Source organism: Bergeyella zoohelcum ATCC 43767 (genome assembly GCF_000301075.1).
GTDB classification, from domain to species: Bacteria; Bacteroidota; Bacteroidia; order Flavobacteriales; family Weeksellaceae; genus Bergeyella; species Bergeyella zoohelcum.
The window spans coordinates 1-18377 of the sequence record NZ_JH932293.1 but is presented as its reverse complement, the minus strand read 5'-3'; the positions used below and the strand labels follow the sequence as shown (position 1 = coordinate 18377).

At 36.5% G+C, this 18377-nt stretch carries 31 protein-coding genes and 1 CRISPR repeat array; of the genes, 27 read left to right on the top strand and 4 right to left on the bottom strand.

Annotation, left to right across the window (positions count from 1 at the left end; genetic code table 11):
* Positions 1–8 precede the first annotated feature (8 nt).
* From rplB to HMPREF9699_RS00025, 27 genes are all read left to right on the top strand, one after another.
* The gene (gene rplB / locus HMPREF9699_RS00150; protein ID WP_002661348.1) at positions 9–830 is read left to right on the top strand and encodes a 50S ribosomal protein L2; all 822 of its coding nucleotides are present in this window, start codon (positions 9–11) and stop codon (positions 828–830) included.
* Between the two features lie 2 nt (positions 831–832).
* Positions 833–1111 carry a 30S ribosomal protein S19 gene (rpsS, locus tag HMPREF9699_RS00145; RefSeq protein WP_002661346.1) on the top strand — a complete coding sequence of 93 codons (279 nt, stop codon included), beginning with the start codon at positions 833–835 and terminating at the stop codon, positions 1109–1111.
* A gap of 5 nt (positions 1112–1116) precedes the next feature.
* Positions 1117–1515, top strand: a complete 399-nt coding sequence (rplV, locus tag HMPREF9699_RS00140) for a 50S ribosomal protein L22 (RefSeq protein WP_002661344.1) — start codon at positions 1117–1119, stop codon at positions 1513–1515.
* An 8-nt stretch (positions 1516–1523) separates the two neighbouring features.
* Positions 1524–2234 (top strand): 30S ribosomal protein S3, encoded by a 711-nt coding sequence (rpsC, locus tag HMPREF9699_RS00135; protein ID WP_002661342.1) that lies wholly within the window; start codon positions 1524–1526, stop codon positions 2232–2234.
* 109 nt (positions 2235–2343) lie between these two features.
* Positions 2344–2769: a 50S ribosomal protein L16 gene (gene rplP, locus HMPREF9699_RS00130; protein ID WP_002661341.1), complete on the top strand. Its 426-nt coding sequence runs from the start codon at positions 2344–2346 to the stop codon at positions 2767–2769.
* A 12-nt stretch (positions 2770–2781) separates the two neighbouring features.
* Positions 2782–2970 (top strand): 50S ribosomal protein L29, encoded by a 189-nt coding sequence (gene rpmC / locus HMPREF9699_RS00125; protein ID WP_002661340.1) that lies wholly within the window; start codon positions 2782–2784, stop codon positions 2968–2970.
* Positions 2971–2981: 11 nt separating this feature from the next.
* The gene (gene rpsQ, locus HMPREF9699_RS00120; protein WP_002661338.1) at positions 2982–3236 is read left to right on the top strand and encodes a 30S ribosomal protein S17; all 255 of its coding nucleotides are present in this window, start codon (positions 2982–2984) and stop codon (positions 3234–3236) included.
* The gene (gene rplN / locus HMPREF9699_RS00115) at positions 3236–3604 is read left to right on the top strand and encodes a 50S ribosomal protein L14 (RefSeq protein ID WP_002661337.1); all 369 of its coding nucleotides are present in this window, start codon (positions 3236–3238) and stop codon (positions 3602–3604) included. The genes rpsQ and rplN overlap by 1 nt, the downstream gene beginning before the upstream one ends.
* 21 nt (positions 3605–3625) lie before the next feature.
* Positions 3626–3946, top strand: coding sequence for a 50S ribosomal protein L24 (rplX, locus tag HMPREF9699_RS00110; RefSeq protein WP_002661336.1), 321 nt, complete (start codon positions 3626–3628; stop codon positions 3944–3946).
* A 2-nt stretch (positions 3947–3948) separates the two neighbouring features.
* Positions 3949–4500 carry a 50S ribosomal protein L5 gene (rplE, locus tag HMPREF9699_RS00105; RefSeq protein ID WP_002661335.1) on the top strand — a complete coding sequence of 184 codons (552 nt, stop codon included), beginning with the start codon at positions 3949–3951 and terminating at the stop codon, positions 4498–4500.
* Between the two features lie 2 nt (positions 4501–4502).
* Positions 4503–4772 (top strand): 30S ribosomal protein S14, encoded by a 270-nt coding sequence (gene rpsN / locus HMPREF9699_RS00100; protein WP_002661334.1) that lies wholly within the window; start codon positions 4503–4505, stop codon positions 4770–4772.
* A 674-nt stretch (positions 4773–5446) separates the two neighbouring features.
* A complete protein-coding gene (gene rpsH / locus HMPREF9699_RS00095) occupies positions 5447–5845 on the top strand; it encodes a 30S ribosomal protein S8 (protein ID WP_002661333.1) in 399 nt (132 codons plus the stop codon).
* 17 nt (positions 5846–5862) lie between these two features.
* Entirely contained in the window at positions 5863–6408 is a 546-nt protein-coding gene (gene rplF, locus HMPREF9699_RS00090) for a 50S ribosomal protein L6 (RefSeq protein ID WP_002661332.1), read from the top strand.
* Positions 6409–6422: 14 nt separating this feature from the next.
* The gene (gene rplR, locus HMPREF9699_RS00085; protein ID WP_002661331.1) at positions 6423–6770 is read left to right on the top strand and encodes a 50S ribosomal protein L18; all 348 of its coding nucleotides are present in this window, start codon (positions 6423–6425) and stop codon (positions 6768–6770) included.
* Between the two features lie 20 nt (positions 6771–6790).
* Positions 6791–7315, top strand: a complete 525-nt coding sequence (gene rpsE, locus HMPREF9699_RS00080) for a 30S ribosomal protein S5 (protein WP_002661330.1) — start codon at positions 6791–6793, stop codon at positions 7313–7315.
* 13 nt (positions 7316–7328) lie between these two features.
* Complete coding sequence (gene rpmD, locus HMPREF9699_RS00075; protein ID WP_002661327.1) at positions 7329–7505, top strand: 50S ribosomal protein L30; 177 nt, start codon at positions 7329–7331, stop codon at positions 7503–7505.
* 139 nt (positions 7506–7644) lie between these two features.
* Positions 7645–8094, top strand: coding sequence for a 50S ribosomal protein L15 (gene rplO / locus HMPREF9699_RS00070; protein WP_002661325.1), 450 nt, complete (start codon positions 7645–7647; stop codon positions 8092–8094).
* A gap of 11 nt (positions 8095–8105) precedes the next feature.
* Positions 8106–9488, top strand: coding sequence for a preprotein translocase subunit SecY (gene secY, locus HMPREF9699_RS00065; protein ID WP_002661324.1), 1383 nt, complete (start codon positions 8106–8108; stop codon positions 9486–9488).
* Positions 9488–9703, top strand: a complete 216-nt coding sequence (infA, locus tag HMPREF9699_RS00060) for a translation initiation factor IF-1 (protein WP_002661322.1) — start codon at positions 9488–9490, stop codon at positions 9701–9703. Before secY ends, infA begins: the two co-directional genes overlap by 1 nt.
* 66 nt (positions 9704–9769) lie before the next feature.
* Positions 9770–9886: a type B 50S ribosomal protein L36 gene (ykgO, locus tag HMPREF9699_RS10890; RefSeq protein WP_014203383.1), complete on the top strand. Its 117-nt coding sequence runs from the start codon at positions 9770–9772 to the stop codon at positions 9884–9886.
* Positions 9887–9895: 9 nt separating this feature from the next.
* The gene (gene rpsM, locus HMPREF9699_RS00055; protein WP_002661320.1) at positions 9896–10273 is read left to right on the top strand and encodes a 30S ribosomal protein S13; all 378 of its coding nucleotides are present in this window, start codon (positions 9896–9898) and stop codon (positions 10271–10273) included.
* Between the two features lie 11 nt (positions 10274–10284).
* Complete coding sequence (gene rpsK / locus HMPREF9699_RS00050; RefSeq protein ID WP_002661318.1) at positions 10285–10674, top strand: 30S ribosomal protein S11; 390 nt, start codon at positions 10285–10287, stop codon at positions 10672–10674.
* A gap of 68 nt (positions 10675–10742) precedes the next feature.
* Entirely contained in the window at positions 10743–11351 is a 609-nt protein-coding gene (gene rpsD / locus HMPREF9699_RS00045; protein ID WP_002661316.1) for a 30S ribosomal protein S4, read from the top strand.
* Between the two features lie 27 nt (positions 11352–11378).
* Complete coding sequence (locus tag HMPREF9699_RS00040; protein ID WP_002661314.1) at positions 11379–12374, top strand: DNA-directed RNA polymerase subunit alpha; 996 nt, start codon at positions 11379–11381, stop codon at positions 12372–12374.
* 6 nt (positions 12375–12380) lie between these two features.
* Positions 12381–12872, top strand: a complete 492-nt coding sequence (rplQ, locus tag HMPREF9699_RS00035; RefSeq protein WP_002661312.1) for a 50S ribosomal protein L17 — start codon at positions 12381–12383, stop codon at positions 12870–12872.
* 193 nt (positions 12873–13065) lie between these two features.
* The gene (locus HMPREF9699_RS00030; RefSeq protein WP_002661311.1) at positions 13066–13395 is read left to right on the top strand and encodes a single-stranded DNA-binding protein; all 330 of its coding nucleotides are present in this window, start codon (positions 13066–13068) and stop codon (positions 13393–13395) included.
* 81 nt (positions 13396–13476) lie between these two features.
* Positions 13477–14013 carry a thioredoxin family protein gene (locus HMPREF9699_RS00025; protein WP_002661309.1) on the top strand — a complete coding sequence of 179 codons (537 nt, stop codon included), beginning with the start codon at positions 13477–13479 and terminating at the stop codon, positions 14011–14013.
* A gap of 284 nt (positions 14014–14297) precedes the next feature.
* A CRISPR array of direct repeats spans positions 14298–15942; the repeat unit is 29 nt; unit sequence GTTTCAATTCCTTATGGTGCGATTAGAAT.
* A gap of 209 nt (positions 15943–16151) precedes the next feature.
* On the opposite strand, the gene cas2 is transcribed toward HMPREF9699_RS00025, so the two are convergent.
* From cas2 to HMPREF9699_RS00005, 4 genes are all read right to left on the bottom strand, one after another.
* Positions 16152–16415 (bottom strand): CRISPR-associated endonuclease Cas2, encoded by a 264-nt coding sequence (gene cas2 / locus HMPREF9699_RS00020; protein ID WP_245946122.1) that lies wholly within the window; start codon positions 16413–16415, stop codon positions 16152–16154.
* Positions 16416–16467: 52 nt separating this feature from the next.
* Positions 16468–17505 carry a type I-B CRISPR-associated endonuclease Cas1b gene (cas1b, locus tag HMPREF9699_RS00015; protein WP_245946124.1) on the bottom strand — a complete coding sequence of 346 codons (1038 nt, stop codon included), beginning with the start codon at positions 17503–17505 and terminating at the stop codon, positions 16468–16470.
* A 19-nt stretch (positions 17506–17524) separates the two neighbouring features.
* Complete coding sequence (locus HMPREF9699_RS00010) at positions 17525–17887, bottom strand: hypothetical protein (RefSeq protein ID WP_002661304.1); 363 nt, start codon at positions 17885–17887, stop codon at positions 17525–17527.
* A partial coding sequence (locus tag HMPREF9699_RS00005; RefSeq protein ID WP_034985328.1) for a Card1-like endonuclease domain-containing protein occupies positions 17887–18377 on the bottom strand: 491 nt, incomplete at its 5' end. The genes HMPREF9699_RS00010 and HMPREF9699_RS00005, both read right to left, overlap by 1 nt.

Sequence of the window (18377 nt, the reverse complement as noted above, 5' to 3'; positions counted from 1 at the left end):
CAATAGTAATGTCTGTTAGAAAATTAAAACCTATCACCCCGGGACAGAGATTCAGAGTTGTAAATAACTTTGAGGAAATTACTACAAACAAGCCAGAGAAATCTTTGGTTGTTGGTATTAAAAAGTCAGGTGGGCGTAATAACACTGGTAAGATGACCATGCGTTACACCGGAGGTGGACACAAAAAGAAATACAGAATTATCGACTTCAAGAGAAACAAATTCGATGTTGAAGCTACGGTAAAATCTGTAGAGTACGATCCGAACAGAACGGCTTTCATTGCACTTCTTGAATATGCCGATGGAGAGAAGAGATATATCATCGCTCCAAATGGTATTAAAGTAGGTCAGAAAGTGATTTCTTCGGAAACTGCGGAACCAAATGTAGGAAACGCTATGAAGCTGAAAAACATTCCTTTAGGAACTGTGATTTCTTGTATCGAAATGAAACCTGGACAAGGGGCAATCTTGGCAAGATCAGCAGGTTCTTCAGCACAATTGACTTCTAGAGATGGTAAGTATGCTATCGTAAAATTGCCTTCAGGAGAGTCTAGAATGATTCTTACAGAGTGCATCGCTATGGTAGGTTCTGTATCCAATGGGGATCATCAGCTTACAGTATCTGGTAAGGCAGGTAGAAGCAGATGGCTCGGAAGAAGACCAAGAACCAGAGCGGTAGTAATGAACCCAGTAGATCACCCAATGGGTGGTGGTGAAGGAAGATCTTCCGGAGGTCACCCAAGATCTAGAAACGGTAAACCAGCTAAGGGGTACAAAACAAGAAAGAAAAATAAAGTGTCTAACCGTTACATCGTATCTAAAAGAAAATAATTATGGCAAGATCGCTTAAAAAAGGACCTTTCATTGCACATCATTTAGATAAGAAGGTTCAGGCAAATATAGAGTCTGGTAAGAAGACTGTAATCAAAACATGGTCTAGAGCATCTATGATTTCTCCAGACATGGTAGGACAAACCATCGCAGTACATAATGGGAAAACTTTTATCCCTGTATATATTACTGAAAATATGGTAGGTCACAAGTTAGGTGAATTTTCTCCAACAAGATCTTTTAGAGGTCACGGTGGTAATAAAAATAAAGGCAGTAGATAATCATTATGGGATCAAGAAAACAAGATAGTGCAATCGCTAGAAAAGAAGCAAACAGAGATGTAGTAAAAGCTCGTTTGAATAATTGTCCTTCTTCTCCAAGAAAAATGAGATTGGTAGCCGATATCATCCGTGGAGAAAGCGTGGATAAAGCTTTGTATATATTGAAATACTCGAAAAAAGAGGCTTCTAATAAATTAGAAAAACTTCTTCTTTCGGCAATTGCTAACTGGCAAGTGAAAAACGAGGGGGCAGACATCGAGGATGCTAACCTTATCGTGAAAGAAATATTCGTGGATAGTGCAAGACAACTGAAAAGACTGAGACCAGCTCCACAAGGAAGAGGGTACAGAATCAGAAAAAGATCTAACCATGTAACTTTAATCTTAGGTAATAAAGAAAATTAATTCAAGGTATGGGACAGAAGACAAATCCAATTGGTAATAGATTAGGTATCATCAGAGGATGGGATTCTAACTGGTTTGGCGGAAACGATTATGGAGACAGAATCGCGGAAGACTATAAAATCAGAAGATACCTTGAGGCAAGATTATCTAAGGCGGGAATCTCAAGAATTTATATTGAGAGAACTCTAAAGCTAGTTACAGTAACTATCACTACCGCAAGACCAGGACTTATCATCGGTAAAGGTGGTCAGGAAGTAGATAAACTGAAAGAAGAATTGAAAAAATTGACAGGAAAAGATGTTCAAATCAATATCTTCGAAATTAAAAGACCTGAACTAGATGCAGTGCTTGTTTCTGAAAGCATCGCTAAGCAAATAGAAAACCGTATCTCTTACAGAAGAGCTGTGAAAATGGCTATCGCTTCTACAATGAGAGCAGGTGCAGAAGGTATCAAAGTTCAGATCTCTGGTCGTCTAAACGGTGCTGAAATGGCAAGAAGTGAACACTTCAAAGAAGGAAGAATCCCACTTTCCACTTTCAGAGCAGACATTGATTATAACTGGGCTGAAGCACATACTACCTACGGTAGATTAGGTGTGAAAGTATGGATTATGAAAGGAGAAGTGTACGGAAAAAGAGAACTTACTCCACTTGTAGGACAGCAGCAAGGTAAAAAGTCTGGTGGTAGAGAAAGAAGACCAAGAAGAAATAATAATTAATTAGGGGTTAGAAGATAGAAATTAGTAATTAGATCTTCCGTTACAAGAACTGATTGAAAATTTATCTAACATCTAACATCTAACATCTAACATCTAATATTTAATCATTATGTTACAACCAAAAAGAGTCAAATTCCGTCGTGTTCACAAGATGAAGATGAAAGGAAATGCGCAAAGAGGAAACCAATTGGCGTATGGTACTTTCGGAATCAAGGCGATCGAAGGAGCTTGGATTACTGCTCGTCAGATAGAAGCAGCTCGTATCGCTGCGACGAGATATATGAAAAGAGAAGGTCAGCTATGGATTAAAATTTTCCCAGATAAACCAATTACTAAAAAACCAGCTGAAGTAAGGATGGGTAAAGGTAAAGGTGCTGTGGAATATTGGGTAGCCGTAGTAAAACCTGGTAAAATTATGTTCGAAGTAGGAGGGGTACCTTACGAAGTAGCAAAAGAAGCACTTCGTCTTGCCGCTCAAAAATTACCAGTAGTTACTAAATTCGTAACAGCTAACGATTTTGTTAAACCTCAATAATCATTACAGAAAATGAAAAATGCAGAAATAAAAAATCTTAGCGCTGGTGATCTTCAAAATAAGCTTACTGAAGCCAAAGCAGAATACACTAAGTTAAGATTGGCTCACAGAATTAGCCCAATTGAAAATCCAATCCAGATTCGTGATTTAAGAAAAACAATCGCAAGATTGAATACTGAACTGAAAGCTAAACAACAATAATTCATTTTACAATGGAAAGAAATTTAAGAAAAGAAAGAATCGGAGTTGTTTCCAGCAACAAAATGGAAAAAACTATTGTTGTGAGCGAAACAATGAGAATGAAACATCCAATGTACGGTAAATTCGTATTGAAAACGAAAAAATATACCGCACATGATGAAAACAACGAGTGCAACGAAGGGGATACTGTTCTTATCCAAGAAACTCGCCCTTTAAGCAAAAATAAAAGATGGAGATTAGTAAGAATCATTGAAAAAGCTAAGTAATGTTACAAACAGAATCAAGACTAAAAGTAGCTGATAATACCGGTGCTAAAGAAGTATTGGTAATCAGAGTTCTAGGAGGAACTAGAAGAAGATATGCTTCCGTTGGTGATAAAATCGTAGTGACTATCAAGGATTCTACACCTTCAGGAAACGCAAAAAAAGGACAAGTATCTAAAGCAGTAGTGGTAAGAACTAAGAAAGCGGTTCGCCGTAAAGATGGTTCTTATATCAAATTTGATGATAATGCTTGTGTACTACTTAACGCAGCAGGAGAAATGAGAGGAACGCGTGTCTTCGGTCCTGTAGCAAGAGAATTGCGTGATAAGGAATACATGAAAGTAATTTCACTAGCTCCAGAAGTACTTTAACATTTTAAACCAGAAATTGAAATGACAAAAGTTAAAATAAAAAGAGGGGATAGCGTTATCGTTACCACCGGAAAAAATAGAGGGAGCAAAGGGGAAGTTCTTGAAGTAATCAAAAAAGAAGGAAAAGACCCAAGAGTAATCGTAGCGGGAGTAAACATCGTTAAGAAACATGTGAAGCCATCTGCTGCTAACCCTCAAGGAGGAATCGTAGAGAAAGAAGCTTCTATCCACATCTCTAATGTAGCTCTAGTAGATGAAAACGGAAAAGCTACTAAAGTGGCTTACAAAGTAGAAGGGGATAAGAAAGTTCGTATCGCTAAATCAACAGGTAAAGAAATCTAATTATGGAATATATTGCAAGACCAAAGAAAGCCTATAAGGAAAAAATTGTTCCAGCAATGATGGAAGAATTTGGGTACAAAAGCATTATGCAAGTGCCAAAATTAGAGAAAATCGTAGTATCTCAAGGTTTAGGAGACGCTACTGCCGATAAAAAAATTATCGATTATGCAGTAGAAGAACTTACTGCCATCACAGGTCAAAAAGCGGTAGGTACTTTGTCTAAAAAAGATGAAGCCGCTTTTAAATTGAGAAAAGGAATGCCTGTAGGTGCTAGAGTAACTTTGAGAGCCGATAAAATGTACGAATTTTTGGATAGATTGACATCTTCTGCACTTCCAAGAATTAGAGACTTTAACGGAATCAAGGCAGACGGATTCGATGGAAGAGGAAACTATAACCTTGGTATTACCGAGCAAATCATTTTCCCAGAAATCGTTATCGATAAAGTGAAAAAAATCCAAGGGATGGACATCACTTTCGTAACTACTGCTAAGACGGATAAAGAAGCGAAAGCATTATTAACTCACTTCGGTTTACCATTTAAAAAGAACTAAGAATGGCTAAAGAATCAATGAAAGCGCGTGAGCGCAAAAGAGAAGCGATGGTAGCAAAATATGCAGAGAAAAGAAAGGCTTTGAAAGAAGCTGGAGATTACGAAGCATTGCAAAAGTTGCCTAAAAACGCTTCACCTGTAAGACTTCACAACAGATGTAAACTTACAGGAAGACCAAGAGGGTATATGAGAACCTTCGGTATTTCCAGAGTAACTTTCCGTGAAATGGCTAACCAAGGACTTATCCCAGGCGTGAAAAAAGCTAGTTGGTAATATTTTAATTATAACAAAACTTGTAGTCAGAAATGGCTACAAGTTTTTTTTATTATATGGCAAATATCAAACCTGTTTAGCCGAAAGAGTTTCATGTTTTTGATATTTTACCAGAGTAACTAAAAACTTTGACAAAGCGTTCTAAAATTGTATTAAGACTTAGAAAGTTCAATCAAAATAAAAAGTCAGAATAGTTGGTTTTATAATTTAGCATTTGATGATCAAAGCTTCCTGTTCATTGCTTCTTGTTTATAGCTTTTTTAAATTTGAATTTTCTTGAAAAGTTTTTTATATCTAATTGTCTAGTAATTAATTCTTTAATAGGTTTTTAAAATTGTTTTTTCAATAATAGCAATGTAAATTGTTATTATATGAAATATTTTTATTAATTTTGTCGCCCGATATAGTGTAAATCTATGTCTTGACTTTAACACCATTACCACTTTGATTATTTTATTTTCAAAAAGTGTAATAGAGGAGGCGAAGGAATAAAAATAACATTCAAATGACCATCAGTAGTAGGGTGGTAAGCGAAAACTTTGGATTCGTTATTTTATAGCATAAAAATAAAATCAGATAATTAAGTTGCGAAAGTGATTTGGCTAATTGGCTGTAGGCTAAAGAACATCTGCAAAACTGGTTATCATAGACCAATAATAATTAACAATAGAAAAATGGTAACAGATCCAATTTCAGATTTCCTAACTAGAGTAAGGAACGCACAAAGCGCAGGCCACAAAGTGGTGGAAATTCCTGCATCGAAAATCAAAAAGGAGATTACGAAGATTCTATTTGACCAAGGTTATATTTTGAACTATAAGTTCGAGGATAACTCTGTTCAAGGAAGCATCAAAATCGCTTTAAAGTATGACAAGCTTACAGGTAAGCCAGCAATCAAATCTATTCAGAGAGCATCTCGTCCAGGTTTGAGGTACTATGCTGGTTCTGCGGAACTTCCAAGAGTTCTTAATGGGCTTGGTATCGCTATCGTATCTACTTCTAAGGGAGTGATGACGGGGAAACAAGCGAAGGTAGAAAATGTAGGTGGAGAAGTAATCTGCTATGTTTATTAATTTTTAAAAAAAGGAAAATGTCAAGAATTGGTAAAGCAATTATTACAGTTCCTGCAGGGGTTACCGTATCAGTAGATGGTGCAGTAGTCACTGTAAAAGGCCCAAAAGGGGAACTTTCTCAGGAATTGACAGGAGGTATTACCTTTGAACAGAACGGAAATGAAATCACAGTGGTTCGTCCGTCTGATTCTAAACAGCACAAAGCACTTCATGGATTGTACAGATCACTTATCAATAACATGGTGATAGGTACTTCTGAAGGTTTTGAAAAGAAACTAGAACTTGTAGGGGTAGGGTACAGAGCATCTCACTCAGGTCAGAGACTTGAACTTGCTCTTGGATTCTCTCACGGTATCGTGGTGGAACTTCCTGAGGAAGTGAAAGTAGATACACTTACAGAAAAAGGGAAAAACCCAATCATTACATTGTCTTCTCATGACAAACAATTGCTGGGTATGGTAACTGCAAAAATCAGATCTTTCAGAAAACCTGAACCATACAAAGGTAAAGGGGTAAGATTTGTAGGTGAAATAGTAAGAAGAAAAGCAGGTAAATCAGCATAATAAATTGTAAACTTATGGCACTTAATAAAGAACAAAAAAGAGCAAGAATAAAAAGAAGAGTAAGAGGTAAAATCTCTGGCTCTGCTGAGTTACCAAGACTTTCTGTTTACAAAAGTAATAAAGAAATCTACGCTCAGCTTATTGATGATAAAGCAGGAAAAACTTTAGCTTCTGCTTCTTCTAGAGCATTAAACGCTAAAGGAACCAAAGTGGAAATTTCTACAGAAGTAGGAAAAGCCATTGCAGAAAAAGCAAAAGCGGCTGGAATAGAGAGCATCGTTTTTGATAGAAATGGTTTTGTGTATCACGGTCGTGTAAAGGCATTAGCTGATGGAGCACGCGAAGGTGGTCTTAAATTCTAATCATATAAAATTTCGGAAAAATGTTAGGACTAGACAATATTGAAAAAGTAAAACCGGGAGGATTAGAACTAAAAGATCGTCTCGTAGCTGTAAACAGAGTAACTAAAGTAACCAAGGGAGGTAGAGCATTCGGCTTTTCTGCTATCGTAGTAGTAGGAGATGAAGCAGGTGTTATTGGCTTCGGACTTGGTAAATCTAAAGAAGTAGCTACTGCCATTTCTAAGGCGGTAGAAGATGCGAAGAAAAACTTGGTAAGAGTTCCTGTAACTAAAGATGGAACTATTCACCATGAAGTTTCTGCAAGATATGGTGGAGCAGATGTATTTATGCGTCCTGCGTCTCATGGTACTGGAGTAATTGCTGGTAACACCGTGCGTATTGTAGTAGAATCTGCAGGTATTAAAGATATCTTAACGAAGTCAAAAGGATCTTCTAACCCTCATAATGTGGTGAAAGCTACATTCAAAGCACTTTTGGACATCAGAACACCAGAAGAAATTGCAAGAATGAGAGGTGTATCATTGGATAAAGTTTTTAAACATTAATGTTTCGTAAAAAATGGCAACAATTAAAGTAAAACAAGTAAGAAGTGCTATCGGGAGAACTAAAAACCAAAAGTTAACCCTTGAGGCATTAGGTTTGAAAAAACTTCACCAAGTAGTAGAACACGAAGCAACTCCTGCTATTCTTGGCATGATTGCTACTGTAAATCACTTAGTAGAAGTTCAAAAGTAAATTTTAATATAGAGTTGGATATTAGAAAAATAGATCCTTAGATAATGAATATTGGAAAATAGATGACTGAAGTTTTTCTTTTATTCTCTTTCTAACTTCTAAATTCTAACCTCTAACTTCTTAAAATATTTAAAAAACAATGAAATTAAATAATATTCAGCCAGCTGCTGGTTCTACACACAATTCAAAAAGAATTGGTAGAGGACAAGGAAGTGGAAAGGGTGGTACTTCCACAAAAGGGCATAAAGGTCAGAAATCTCGCTCTGGATATGCACAGAAAATTGGCTTCGAAGGAGGGCAAATGCCGCTTCAGAGAAGATTACCAAAATTCGGATTTAATAATGTAAATAGAAAAGAGTACAGAGGAATCAACTTGGATACTATCCAAAACCTTATCGATAAGAAAGGCGTTTCAGGAGAAATTAACCAAGAAGTATTGGTAGCCAATGGACTTGCATCTAAGAATGATTTAATTAAAATCTTAGGTCGTGGTGAGCTTAAAGCATCTGTTGCTATCTCAGCACATAAATTTACAAAATCTGCTTCTGAGCTTATCGAAAAAGTAGGCGGTAAAGCCATCACTCTTTAATAAAAAAATCTATGTCAGGATTTATACAAACACTTAAAAACATTTGGAGCTTAAAGGAATTGAGAGAAAAAATTCTTTTTACGCTCGGTATGATTTTAGTGTATAGATTTGCGACTTACATCTCTCTTCCAGGAATTAATCTTGCGGAAGTGGGAGACTTATTAGAGCATTATCAAAATCAAGGTGGAAACAACCAAGGAGGTGTACTTCTTGGTTTGCTTTCGTCTTTTACAGGTGGTGCCTTTGCACATGCCTCCATCATGGCACTAGGGATTATGCCGTACATTTCGGCATCCATTATTGTACAGCTGATGGGAATGGCGGTTCCTTACTTACAGAAATTACAGAAAGATGGTGAATCTGGTAGAAATACCCTTAACCAAATCACCCGATGGCTTACCATTGCGGTATGTTTGGTGCAGGCACCTTCTTACCTTACTACCATTACACAGGTGTTTTTACCTTACTCTCAGTTCTCACAAGCGTATTATGTGCATCCAGAATCCATCATGTTTTGGTTGCCTTCTATCGTTATTTTGATTGCAGGTTCTGTATTCGCGATGTGGATGGGAGAGAAAATTACAGATAAAGGAATAGGAAATGGTATTTCTATCCTCATCATGGTAGGAATTATCTCTAGATTTCCAGAAGCCTTCATGCAAGAGTTCGTAACTCAAACGGGAAGCGGAGGGGCTGGAACCATCATGATTTTCCTTGAAGTGATTTTCTGGTTATTGGTAATTCTTCTGGCTATTGTACTTTCGGTAGCTGTAAGAAAAGTGCCTATTCAGTATGTAAGTAGAGCACAGGCGAGAGGCGGAAATGCCAGAAACCTAATGCAAGGAGCAAGACAGTGGATTCCATTGAAAGTAAATGCAGCAGGGGTGATGCCTATTATCTTTGCACAGGCATTGATGTTCGTACCAGGGCTTTTGACCAAGGTAGATGAATCTAACGCTTTCTTTGCAAGTTTCCAAAATGTGTTCAGCTGGCAGTACAATGTTCTTTTCGGTTTACTCATCATCATCTTTACTTTCTTTTACACTGCCATTACTATTCCAGTAAACCAGATGGCGGATGACCTTAAGAGAAATGGTGGTCTGATACCGAAAGTGAGACCTGGAAAAGAGACGGCAGACTATCTAGATGATATATTATCTAAACTTACCTTGCCAGGTTCAATTTTTTTAGCTATTTTTGCAGTCCTTCCTGCATTAGTATATGGATGGCTGGTTCAGACTCAGAATTTTGCTTTATTCTTTGGAGGAACTTCGTTACTCATCATGGTAGGGGTAGTCTTAGATACGGTACAGCAGATTAATACCTATTTGCTGAACCATCATTATGACGGACTGATGCAATCTAAGATTTCTAGAACAAGTAATTTTGAATAATGGCTAAACAGAAGCACATAGAACAAGATGGCGTTATCGTGGAAGCATTGTCCAATGCAATGTTCCGTGTGGAACTTGAAAATGGACATGTACTCGTAGCCCATATCTCAGGTAAAATGCGTATGCACTACATTAAACTTTTACCTGGGGACAGAGTGAAATTAGAAATGTCTCCTTATGACCTTACCAAAGGAAGGATTACATTTAGATACTAAAAATTAAATCTTCCATAATGATTGTAATCATTTTTACAATCATTATGGGATTTTAAAGATAAAAATATGAAAGTAAGAGCATCAATTAAAAAGAGAAGTGCTGATTGCAAAATCGTACGCAGAAAAGGTGTACTTTATGTAATCAACAAGAAGAACCCAAAATTTAAACAAAGACAAGGCTAAAATTAAATTATGGCGAGAATTTCAGGTATTGATTTACCAAAAAACAAGAGAGGCGTTATCGGTCTTACTTATATCTACGGAATCGGTAGAAGTACTGCATCTAAGATATTAAAAGAAGCCGGTATCAGCGAAGACAAGAAAGTCAACGAATGGAATGACGATGAATTGGCGTTAATCCGTAATTACATCACTGAAAATGTAAAAGTGGAAGGAGAACTTCGTTCTGAAATCCAGCTGAACATTAAGCGTCTGATGGATATCGGTTGCCAAAGAGGAATACGTCACAGACTTGGATTACCTTTAAGAGGCCAAAGAACGAAAAATAATTCTAGAACCCGTAAAGGAAGAAGAAAAACTGTTGCTAACAAAAAGAAGGCAAGTAAATAATCGATAGAATTATGGCAAAGCAAAATAAAGTCGTTAAGAAAAGAAAAGTAAAAGTAGAAGCGATTGGCGAAGCTCATATCCAAGCTACTTTCAATAATATTATTATTTCCCTTACCAATAAAAACGGTGAGGTGATCTCTTGGTCATCTGCAGGGAAAATGGGTTTCAGAGGTTCTAAGAAAAATACTCCATTCGCAGCTCAAATGGCTGCTGAAAACTGTGCCGCAGTAGCACACGAGGCAGGTCTTAGAAGAGTAAAAGTATTCGTAAAAGGTCCAGGTGCTGGTAGAGAATCTGCTATCCGTTCTATCCACAATTCAGGAATTGAGGTGAGCGAAATCGTAGATGTAACTCCGATGCCACACAACGGATGTAGACCACCTAAAAGAAGAAGAGTATAATAATTATTCGATATTTGAAATTTGACAGTGTTCAAAATCTCAAATCTCAAACCTCAAATTAAAATAATATGGCAAGATATATTGGACCAAAAACGAAAATTGCGCGTAAATTCGGTGCTGCAATTTACGGAGATGATAAAAACTTCGAGAGAAGAAAAAATCAACCTCCTGGACAACACGGCCCTAACAAAAGAAGAGGCGCTAAAAAATCTGAATACGCAATTCAGTTAGCAGAAAAACAAAAAGCAAAATATACTTACGGTATCCTAGAAAGACAGTTCGCTAACCTTTATGATAAAGCTACGCGTACCAAAGGGGTAACAGGGGAGGTGCTTTTGCAGCTTTGTGAATCAAGATTGGATAATGTAGTGTACAGACTTGGATTCGCTAAAACCAGAGCGGCCGCAAGACAATTGGTTTCTCACAGACATATCACTGTAAATGGTGAAATTGTAAACATCCCTTCTTATCTATTAAAAGCGGGTGATGTAGTGGCTGTAAGAGAAAAATCAAAATCTTTAGAAGTGGTAGCAGGTGCTTTGGCTTCTAAAGCAAACTATGACTGGTTACAGTTTAATGATGAAAAGAAAGAAGGTACCTTCGTTTCTGCTCCTGAAAGAATCCAAATTCCTGAGGACATCAAAGAACAACTCATCGTAGAGCTTTACAATAAATAATTAATCAACCCAATTTTGCTCAACAATATGGCAATTTTACAATTCATAAAACCCGATAAAGTAATTCTTATCCAATCCGATGATTTCCGCGGACAGTTTGAGTTCCGCCCATTGGAGCCTGGATTTGGTATTACTATCGGTAATGCACTTAGAAGGGTTTTGCTCTCTTCTTTGGAAGGATATGCTATTTCTTCTATCAAAATAGAAGGTGTAGAGCATGAGTTTTCCACGATTCCAGGTGTCATCGAAGATGTTACTGAAATCATTCTTAACCTTAAGCAGCTCAGACTGAAAGCAAAAGCAGAAAACCAAGCGGGAGAAACCGTAAAGGCTTCTTTCTCTGGTAAAGAAGTAATCACTGCTGGAGATTTAGGGAAGTCTGTGAAAGGTTTTGAAGTACTGAATGGTGATCTCGTAATCTGCAATCTTAACAAAGATGTGAATTTTGAAATTACTTTCACCATCGAGAAAGGAAGAGGCTATGTCCCGTCTGAGCAAAATAAATCTAACAATGCTCCACTTGGTACTATCGCGATAGACTCTATTTTCACCCCTGTGAAAAAAGTGAAATTCTCCACAGAAAACTATCGTGTAGAACAAAAAACCGACTACGATAAACTGATTTTCGATATCGAAACCGATGGGTCTATCACTCCTCAAAATGCACTTACTGAAGCTTCTAAGATTCTTATCCATCACTTCATGCTGTTCTCTGATGAAAGAATTACATTAGAAACAGAAGCAGTGAAAGCATCAGTACAATATGATGAGGAAACGCTCCACATCAGACAGTTACTTAAGTCTAAACTCGCAGATATGGATCTTTCTGTAAGAGCTTTGAACTGTCTGAAAGCAGCAGAAGTAGAAACCCTAGGAGAACTAGTAGCTTACAGTAAATCGGATTTGATGAAATTCCGTAATTTCGGAAAAAAATCTCTTACAGAGCTGGAAGAACTCGTTCATGAAAAAGGTTTAAACTTCGGTTTTGATGTATCAAAATATAAGTTGGACGCTGATAAATAATTAAAAATGAGACACGGTAAAAAAATAAATCACCTAGGTAGAACGGCCTCTCACCGTAAGGCAATGCTTTCAAACATGGCTTGTTCTCTTATTTTGCACAAAAGAATTCACACTACAGTTGCAAAAGCAAAAGCTTTGAGAGTGTATGTAGAACCCCTTTTGACAAAATCTAAAGAAGATACGACACACAATAGAAGAACAGTTTTCTCATATCTTCAAGATAAGTACGCGGTATCAGAACTATTCCGTACTATCGCTCCAAAAATCGCTGAGAGAAACGGAGGATATACTAGAATCATCAAAACAGGATTCCGCCAAGGAGATGCTGCAGATATGGCAATGATAGAGCTTGTAGATTTCAATGAGCTTTATAATCCTAAAGCAGAAGAGAAAAAGGCAACCAGAAGAAGCCGTAGATCTTCTACTAAAAAGGAAACTGTAGAGGCTACTGCTGAAACACCAGCAGAGGAAACTCCAAAAGCAGAAAGTGCAGAGTAATAAGCTCTCCATAAAAATAAAAACCATTCCTAAAAAGGAGTGGTTTTTTTATTGTCCTTAATTATAGTTTATTATCCGTTTTTAATCGGTTATAATCGACTAAAAATGTTTATCTACCGATTCTTTACTTTCTAAAATGACAATTTTGAAACAGAAAATTACACTAAAGTTGAATATTTAAAAATTTAAAGTCATGTCTATTAGAAATCAAGTTACCTTAATCGGTAGAACAGGGGGTGAAGTAGAAGTAATCCAGTTCGATAATGGAAGTAAAAAAGCATCTGTTTCTTTAGCTACTCATGATTATTATTATAATCAGAATAATGAAAAAGTGGAGGATACCCAATGGCATAGCCTTGTGGCATTCGGAAAAGTGGCAGAAACCATGGAGAAATATGTCACCAAAGGAAAGGAAATTGCAGTCCAAGGAAAGCTCACTTATCGCCAATACGAAAAGGAGGGCAAAAAGCATTTCGTTACCGAGATTCGCGTGGACGAGATTATTTTCCTCGGTGGAAAATAGCTTTCAATTCCACTATTGGATACAATTTTTTGGGATACTTTTTTCTTTCTTTTTAATTTTGGAATAATTTTTTCTTTACCTTTGCCCATAAGTGAAAGTATAGAAAAGATGAAAAATATTGTAGTAAAATGGATATTGGCTTTCTCATTGGTCATGGGAGGTATGGCGTATGCACAGAATAGTGCCGAAAAAGTAAATACGGAAAAAGCAAAACTTCCTAAACCCTATAAGCCAGAGGAAAATGCAGAGCAAAAGCTCAAAGAACTCATGCAGAGAGCTAAAAAAGAAAAGAAGAATATCATACTCCAAGCGGGGGGCAACTGGTGTATATGGTGCCTAAGGTTTGATAATTTTGTAAATACCACTCCTGAGATTAAGAGGATAGTAGATGAAAATTATCTTTACTATCATCTGAATTATTCCAAAGAAAATAAAAACGAAGCGGTATTTGCCAAATATGGAGACCCAGGAAAAAAACATGGTTACCCAGTGTTCATCGTTATAGATGCTGCAGGGAAGCTACTCCACATTCAGGAAAGTGGTAGCTTAGAGGCTGATAAAAGCTACGATGTAGATAAAGTAGCACACTTCTTTAGCCAATGGAAACCTAAGAAATAACCCGTTATATCCCGTAAAAAAAGCCATCGTACTAAACATTTTAGTACGATGGCTTTTTTTCATGGAATGAATCTAATCCACTAATAACTTCATGCATTAATTGGGGAATAATAGGAGTTTAATGTTTGCGTGTTTTGAATCGTTTTACTCCTCGTTATTCGCTAATTGCCACCACTATTCGCCCTCCGTCATTTAGCATTTGATTTTTTTTGAGTAGTTCGAGATTTGATTTTAATCACCGTTTTTTAATTGTTCTATTTTTCCTCCCGAACCCACTCCGAAAGAAGAGAATTCCTTATGGTGCGATTAGAATGTTTGAGAAATATCCCGAAGAAAAAAGCATCATTTTGTTTCAATTCCTTATGGTGCGATTAGAATAATGCAGAATAAAGCTCTCCTACATAACGGACTGCAGTTTCAATTCCTTATGGTGCGATTAGAATAAAGATAAAGAATTTTAATCAACTTTTAGCTACTCTGTTTCAATTCCTTATAGTGCGATTAGAATATGGAAATTTCATCGATGAAGTGGAATTTTATCAATGTTTCAATTCCTTATGGTGCGATTAGAATTGTATAGAATTTTTAAAGAAAAGAGATGAGTTGTTGTTTCAATTCCTTATGGTGCGATTAGAATTATAAGGCAATATTTTATTGAGTTATGGGATTTTGGTTTCAATTCCTTATGGTACGATTAGAATGAACAAAAAGAAACAATATAACGCAGTTTATCGTCGTTTCAATTCCTTATGGTGCGATTAGAATAAAGATGAACAGATTTAAGAAATTAGCCCGAAAAGTGTTTCAATTCCTTATGGTGCGATTAGAATCATTTTTCAGCATTAAAAAAGATGAGAATGGCAACTGTTTCAATTCCTTATGGTGCGATTAGAATGGATTATCAGCTACAAAGGGCATGGTTTCTTTGAGTTTCAATTCCTTATGGTGCGATTAGAATCCCAGCAAGTGCTGAGCAATTAAAAGAGGGGGTAATGTTTCAATTCCTTATGGTGCGATTAGAATAAAGATGAACAGATTTAAGAAATTAGCCCGAAAAGTGTTTCAATTCCTTATGGTGCGATTAGAATTGAGTCCGCAAAGAAGCTCTTAAAGTCTCTATCTAAGTTTCAATTCCTTATGGTGCGATTAGAATGAAAAAAAATGAAACTCAGAGAAGAAAGTAAAAGAAGTTTCAATTCCTTATGGTGCGATTAGAATGGGAATAGTAGATGCGGATAATTTCACCGCTTTGGGGTTTCAATTCCTTATGGTGCGATTAGAAAAAAGCTAATGGGCAATGATAGTGTAGCGGCTACGGAGTTTCAATTCCTTATGGTGCGATTAGAATTTCAATATCTACAAGGCTCGGAAGTTTGCAGATGAGTTTCAATTCCTTATGGTGCGATTAGAATATTCCTACAAAGAATGGAGCAAAAGGAGGCGGATTAGTTTCAATTCCTTATGGTGCGATTAGAATTATAACCAACAAAAACAACGGGAACTCTTAGAAAAGTTTCAATTCCTTATGGTGCGATTAGAATTGAATGGAATAGTATAATGAATAGTACTAAGAGAGGTTTCAATTCCTTATGGTGCGATTAGAATCACCACTTTAATCTAAAGTGGTGTAAAGGTAATTAGGTTTCAATTCCTTATGGTGCGATTAGAATGAAAGTTAAGTAAGAGTGGTGAGTTACCTAATCTAAGTTTCAATTCCTTATGGTGCGATTAGAATTGGCATTAGTGCAAAAACATTAGCCAAATGGAGAGAGTTTCAATTCCTTATGGTGCGATTAGAATTCTGAGATAGCTCTTCCATCTACGGAAGACATGTCAGTTTCAATTCCTTATGGTGCGATTAGAATGATAAAAAGCGTTTTTTCGTGCGGTGTTTTTTTCAGTTTCAATTCCTTATGGTGCGATTAGAATAGGTTACAAAAGTAGGTAAAAAAGACTGAAAACCCCTAATGTTTTCGTGATTTTTGGAGTCTATTTTTTTTAAAAAATCGTCGGTCTTATTTTACTCTAAAAACTAAGGAGATAGACGGTGTTTTATCTCATTGGCTGTGCGTGTGTTATGTTTTTCGGAATGTCAAAGAACATCTTTATCCCACAAATTTACAATAGATAGACGACAATTACAAAATATTCTTAATGGGATTCTGTTCTATGCCCAGTACTTTCCGTTCCGCCCAGCTGGAATGGCGGGAACTATAAATAATGACACAGTCTAACTCTTTATTAATGATTCTATGGATCTGTGCAATTAACTGATTCAGTTTAGCTTCTGTAATCTCTCCTTCAAAGACACTATTCTGAACCCAATTCAGATATCTGCGGCATAGCTTAAGCATTTTTACAGATTTATTGCCACTAATGTCATAAACTAATATGATGTGCATAAGCATTAAATTAAAAGATGAAATATTTTTATGGGTAGGGATTTTGAGGGGCTTACCACCACGCATGAAAGGGTTTATAGGGTTCTTCTTTCAGCAAATGTTTTTGAAGCTTATAGCATTCTTTTTGTACCAAAGTCTTATAGGAAACATACTGCTGTAGTTCTCTATGGAAAATGGTATCACTCAGTTTTTCATCCCATACTTTAATTATTTTTTTCTTGGCTTTCGTTTTGATGGTTACCCCAAATTTAGATACTTCGAAGTCATCTGGCTGTACCATTTTTTTATTGACCAAAGTAAAAATGGTTCTATCTACCAATAGTGGCTTAAATACTTCGGCTACATCTAGCGCTAGTGAATGTCTCCGCTCACTGGGTTCATGGAGAAAACCGATGGTAGTATTCAGCTGGGTGTGGTGTATGGCATCTGTACATATGGTGTAGCATACCATATTAAGGAAAGAAATGAGGCTATTGATGGCATCTACTGGCGGATTTTTACTTCTTTTATCAAAAGTAAATCCTGTGATGATTTTGTCAAAAGTCTCATAATAAGCAATACGGATATTCCCTTCTACCCCGAACAATGCTTGTACGCTTTGGGCTTCCTTGATATTGGGATAGAGATTTTCTATTTTAAGGATGCTTTGCTGTACTTCTTTGCCTCTTTGTAGGTAATATTTTAGGTTTCGGTACATGTTTTTGGCGGCACCCATGATAAAGCGTTTCGCTAACCAAAGTCTTTGGGCGGTATCATGATAAAAAAGAGCTTGCTGTACCAGCATTTTGCCACTTAGGAGGTCTTTCCTTGGAATAAAACTTCCGGTATAGTGTTCATAAAAATCAAAAAAATGCAGACTGATTCCCTTTCTACCTAGGAAGTGGAGTAGGGCAGAATTACAGTCCATCTGCCCAAAGCAGTAAATATTATCCACATTTTCTATAGGAATAAAATGCTTCTCCTCTACTCGGGTTTCTTCATTTTTATAATGAAGTACCAGAGAATTGTCCTGTTTAGAGAGTCTGCCGTTACTGAAGATATAATAAGGAATACTCATAGCTATAGTTATGATAGATATAAGATTCCTCATATTTTTTCAGTATGAGGAATCAATAGTTCCTAAATTTCACAAAATTAAATTTCACTTGTTTTTCACCATTTTCTAGTACAGTTACATTCCTTTCTGATGTGGAAACCACTACTCTAAATCCGCTTTTTTTCAGTAAATCTACTAGAGCAAAAGAGAATGAAAACTCGCCCATAAGATGTACGGCTTTTACCCTTTCATGCTGATGCATCTTTTCTATTTGGGTGAAGTATTCTTTTGCTAAATTCTGTATTTCTTGCTCTGTGGCATAAGGGTCTATGGCAGGGAAAGGTATATCTCTCACTTTGCCAAACTGTGCATGGGCAGCCTCCCTTTGTCGCTCACTCCACTGGCTGAGCGGATGATTGGATAGATTAATGAGCATTAGAGGTGAAAGTATTGGTTTTGAAAATTACTTTCCTGAAGTTTTTCCACAGAAATAAGGCTGATATTATATTGTTTAGCTCTTTTTTTATGTGTATCGCTTATTTCGTTTTCTTGGTTTAAAGTTACGATGTACGATTTAGGAAATAGCCCCAGCTCTTTTAAGATGCTATCCAGTTTGTAAATCGTGTCATTGGGTAATGATGTTTTTTCTTTACTAACGATGTAGGTCTTGCATTCTACCACATGGAGAACATTGTCTTTGATATAGACTACATCCAGTTCATTTTCTGTATTTTCATTTTTTCTACTTACCCCTATTCGTATTTCATCATCTGTTAATCCAGTGGATTTTAGTTTATTATAAACATATTCTTCTAGCCAATTGCCTGTGAGATATTCTATTTCTTTCTTAGAAATTTTGTTTTCCTCTGATATAGGGAAATCTATTTCCTTTAAAAGTAGCTCTAAATCCTCCACTTCTGAAATGA

Coding starts and splice junctions, on each gene's coding strand:
- ykgO (WP_014203383.1), top strand. CDS start 9,770: ATGAAAGTAAGAGCATCAATTAAAAAGAGAAGTGCTGATTGCAAAATC.
- rpsD (WP_002661316.1), top strand. CDS start 10,743: ATGGCAAGATATATTGGACCAAAAACGAAAATTGCGCGTAAATTCGGT.
- rplN (WP_002661337.1), top strand. CDS start 3,236: ATGTTACAAACAGAATCAAGACTAAAAGTAGCTGATAATACCGGTGCT.
- rplV (WP_002661344.1), top strand. CDS start 1,117: ATGGGATCAAGAAAACAAGATAGTGCAATCGCTAGAAAAGAAGCAAAC.
- rplB (WP_002661348.1), top strand. CDS start 9: ATGTCTGTTAGAAAATTAAAACCTATCACCCCGGGACAGAGATTCAGA.
- rpsN (WP_002661334.1), top strand. CDS start 4,503: ATGGCTAAAGAATCAATGAAAGCGCGTGAGCGCAAAAGAGAAGCGATG.
- HMPREF9699_RS00030 (WP_002661311.1), top strand. CDS start 13,066: ATGTCTATTAGAAATCAAGTTACCTTAATCGGTAGAACAGGGGGTGAA.
- rplE (WP_002661335.1), top strand. CDS start 3,949: ATGGAATATATTGCAAGACCAAAGAAAGCCTATAAGGAAAAAATTGTT.
- rplQ (WP_002661312.1), top strand. CDS start 12,381: ATGAGACACGGTAAAAAAATAAATCACCTAGGTAGAACGGCCTCTCAC.
- rplR (WP_002661331.1), top strand. CDS start 6,423: ATGGCACTTAATAAAGAACAAAAAAGAGCAAGAATAAAAAGAAGAGTA.
- rpsE (WP_002661330.1), top strand. CDS start 6,791: ATGTTAGGACTAGACAATATTGAAAAAGTAAAACCGGGAGGATTAGAA.
- rplO (WP_002661325.1), top strand. CDS start 7,645: ATGAAATTAAATAATATTCAGCCAGCTGCTGGTTCTACACACAATTCA.
- rpsS (WP_002661346.1), top strand. CDS start 833: ATGGCAAGATCGCTTAAAAAAGGACCTTTCATTGCACATCATTTAGAT.
- infA (WP_002661322.1), top strand. CDS start 9,488: ATGGCTAAACAGAAGCACATAGAACAAGATGGCGTTATCGTGGAAGCA.
- rplF (WP_002661332.1), top strand. CDS start 5,863: ATGTCAAGAATTGGTAAAGCAATTATTACAGTTCCTGCAGGGGTTACC.
- rplX (WP_002661336.1), top strand. CDS start 3,626: ATGACAAAAGTTAAAATAAAAAGAGGGGATAGCGTTATCGTTACCACC.
- rpmC (WP_002661340.1), top strand. CDS start 2,782: ATGAAAAATGCAGAAATAAAAAATCTTAGCGCTGGTGATCTTCAAAAT.
- rpsK (WP_002661318.1), top strand. CDS start 10,285: ATGGCAAAGCAAAATAAAGTCGTTAAGAAAAGAAAAGTAAAAGTAGAA.
- rplP (WP_002661341.1), top strand. CDS start 2,344: ATGTTACAACCAAAAAGAGTCAAATTCCGTCGTGTTCACAAGATGAAG.
- rpsM (WP_002661320.1), top strand. CDS start 9,896: ATGGCGAGAATTTCAGGTATTGATTTACCAAAAAACAAGAGAGGCGTT.
- rpmD (WP_002661327.1), top strand. CDS start 7,329: ATGGCAACAATTAAAGTAAAACAAGTAAGAAGTGCTATCGGGAGAACT.
- rpsH (WP_002661333.1), top strand. CDS start 5,447: ATGGTAACAGATCCAATTTCAGATTTCCTAACTAGAGTAAGGAACGCA.
- rpsQ (WP_002661338.1), top strand. CDS start 2,982: ATGGAAAGAAATTTAAGAAAAGAAAGAATCGGAGTTGTTTCCAGCAAC.
- secY (WP_002661324.1), top strand. CDS start 8,106: ATGTCAGGATTTATACAAACACTTAAAAACATTTGGAGCTTAAAGGAA.
- cas2 (WP_245946122.1), bottom strand. CDS start 16,415: ATGCACATCATATTAGTTTATGACATTAGTGGCAATAAATCTGTAAAA.
- HMPREF9699_RS00040 (WP_002661314.1), top strand. CDS start 11,379: ATGGCAATTTTACAATTCATAAAACCCGATAAAGTAATTCTTATCCAA.
- HMPREF9699_RS00010 (WP_002661304.1), bottom strand. CDS start 17,887: ATGCTCATTAATCTATCCAATCATCCGCTCAGCCAGTGGAGTGAGCGA.
- rpsC (WP_002661342.1), top strand. CDS start 1,524: ATGGGACAGAAGACAAATCCAATTGGTAATAGATTAGGTATCATCAGA.
- cas1b (WP_245946124.1), bottom strand. CDS start 17,505: ATGAGGAATCTTATATCTATCATAACTATAGCTATGAGTATTCCTTAT.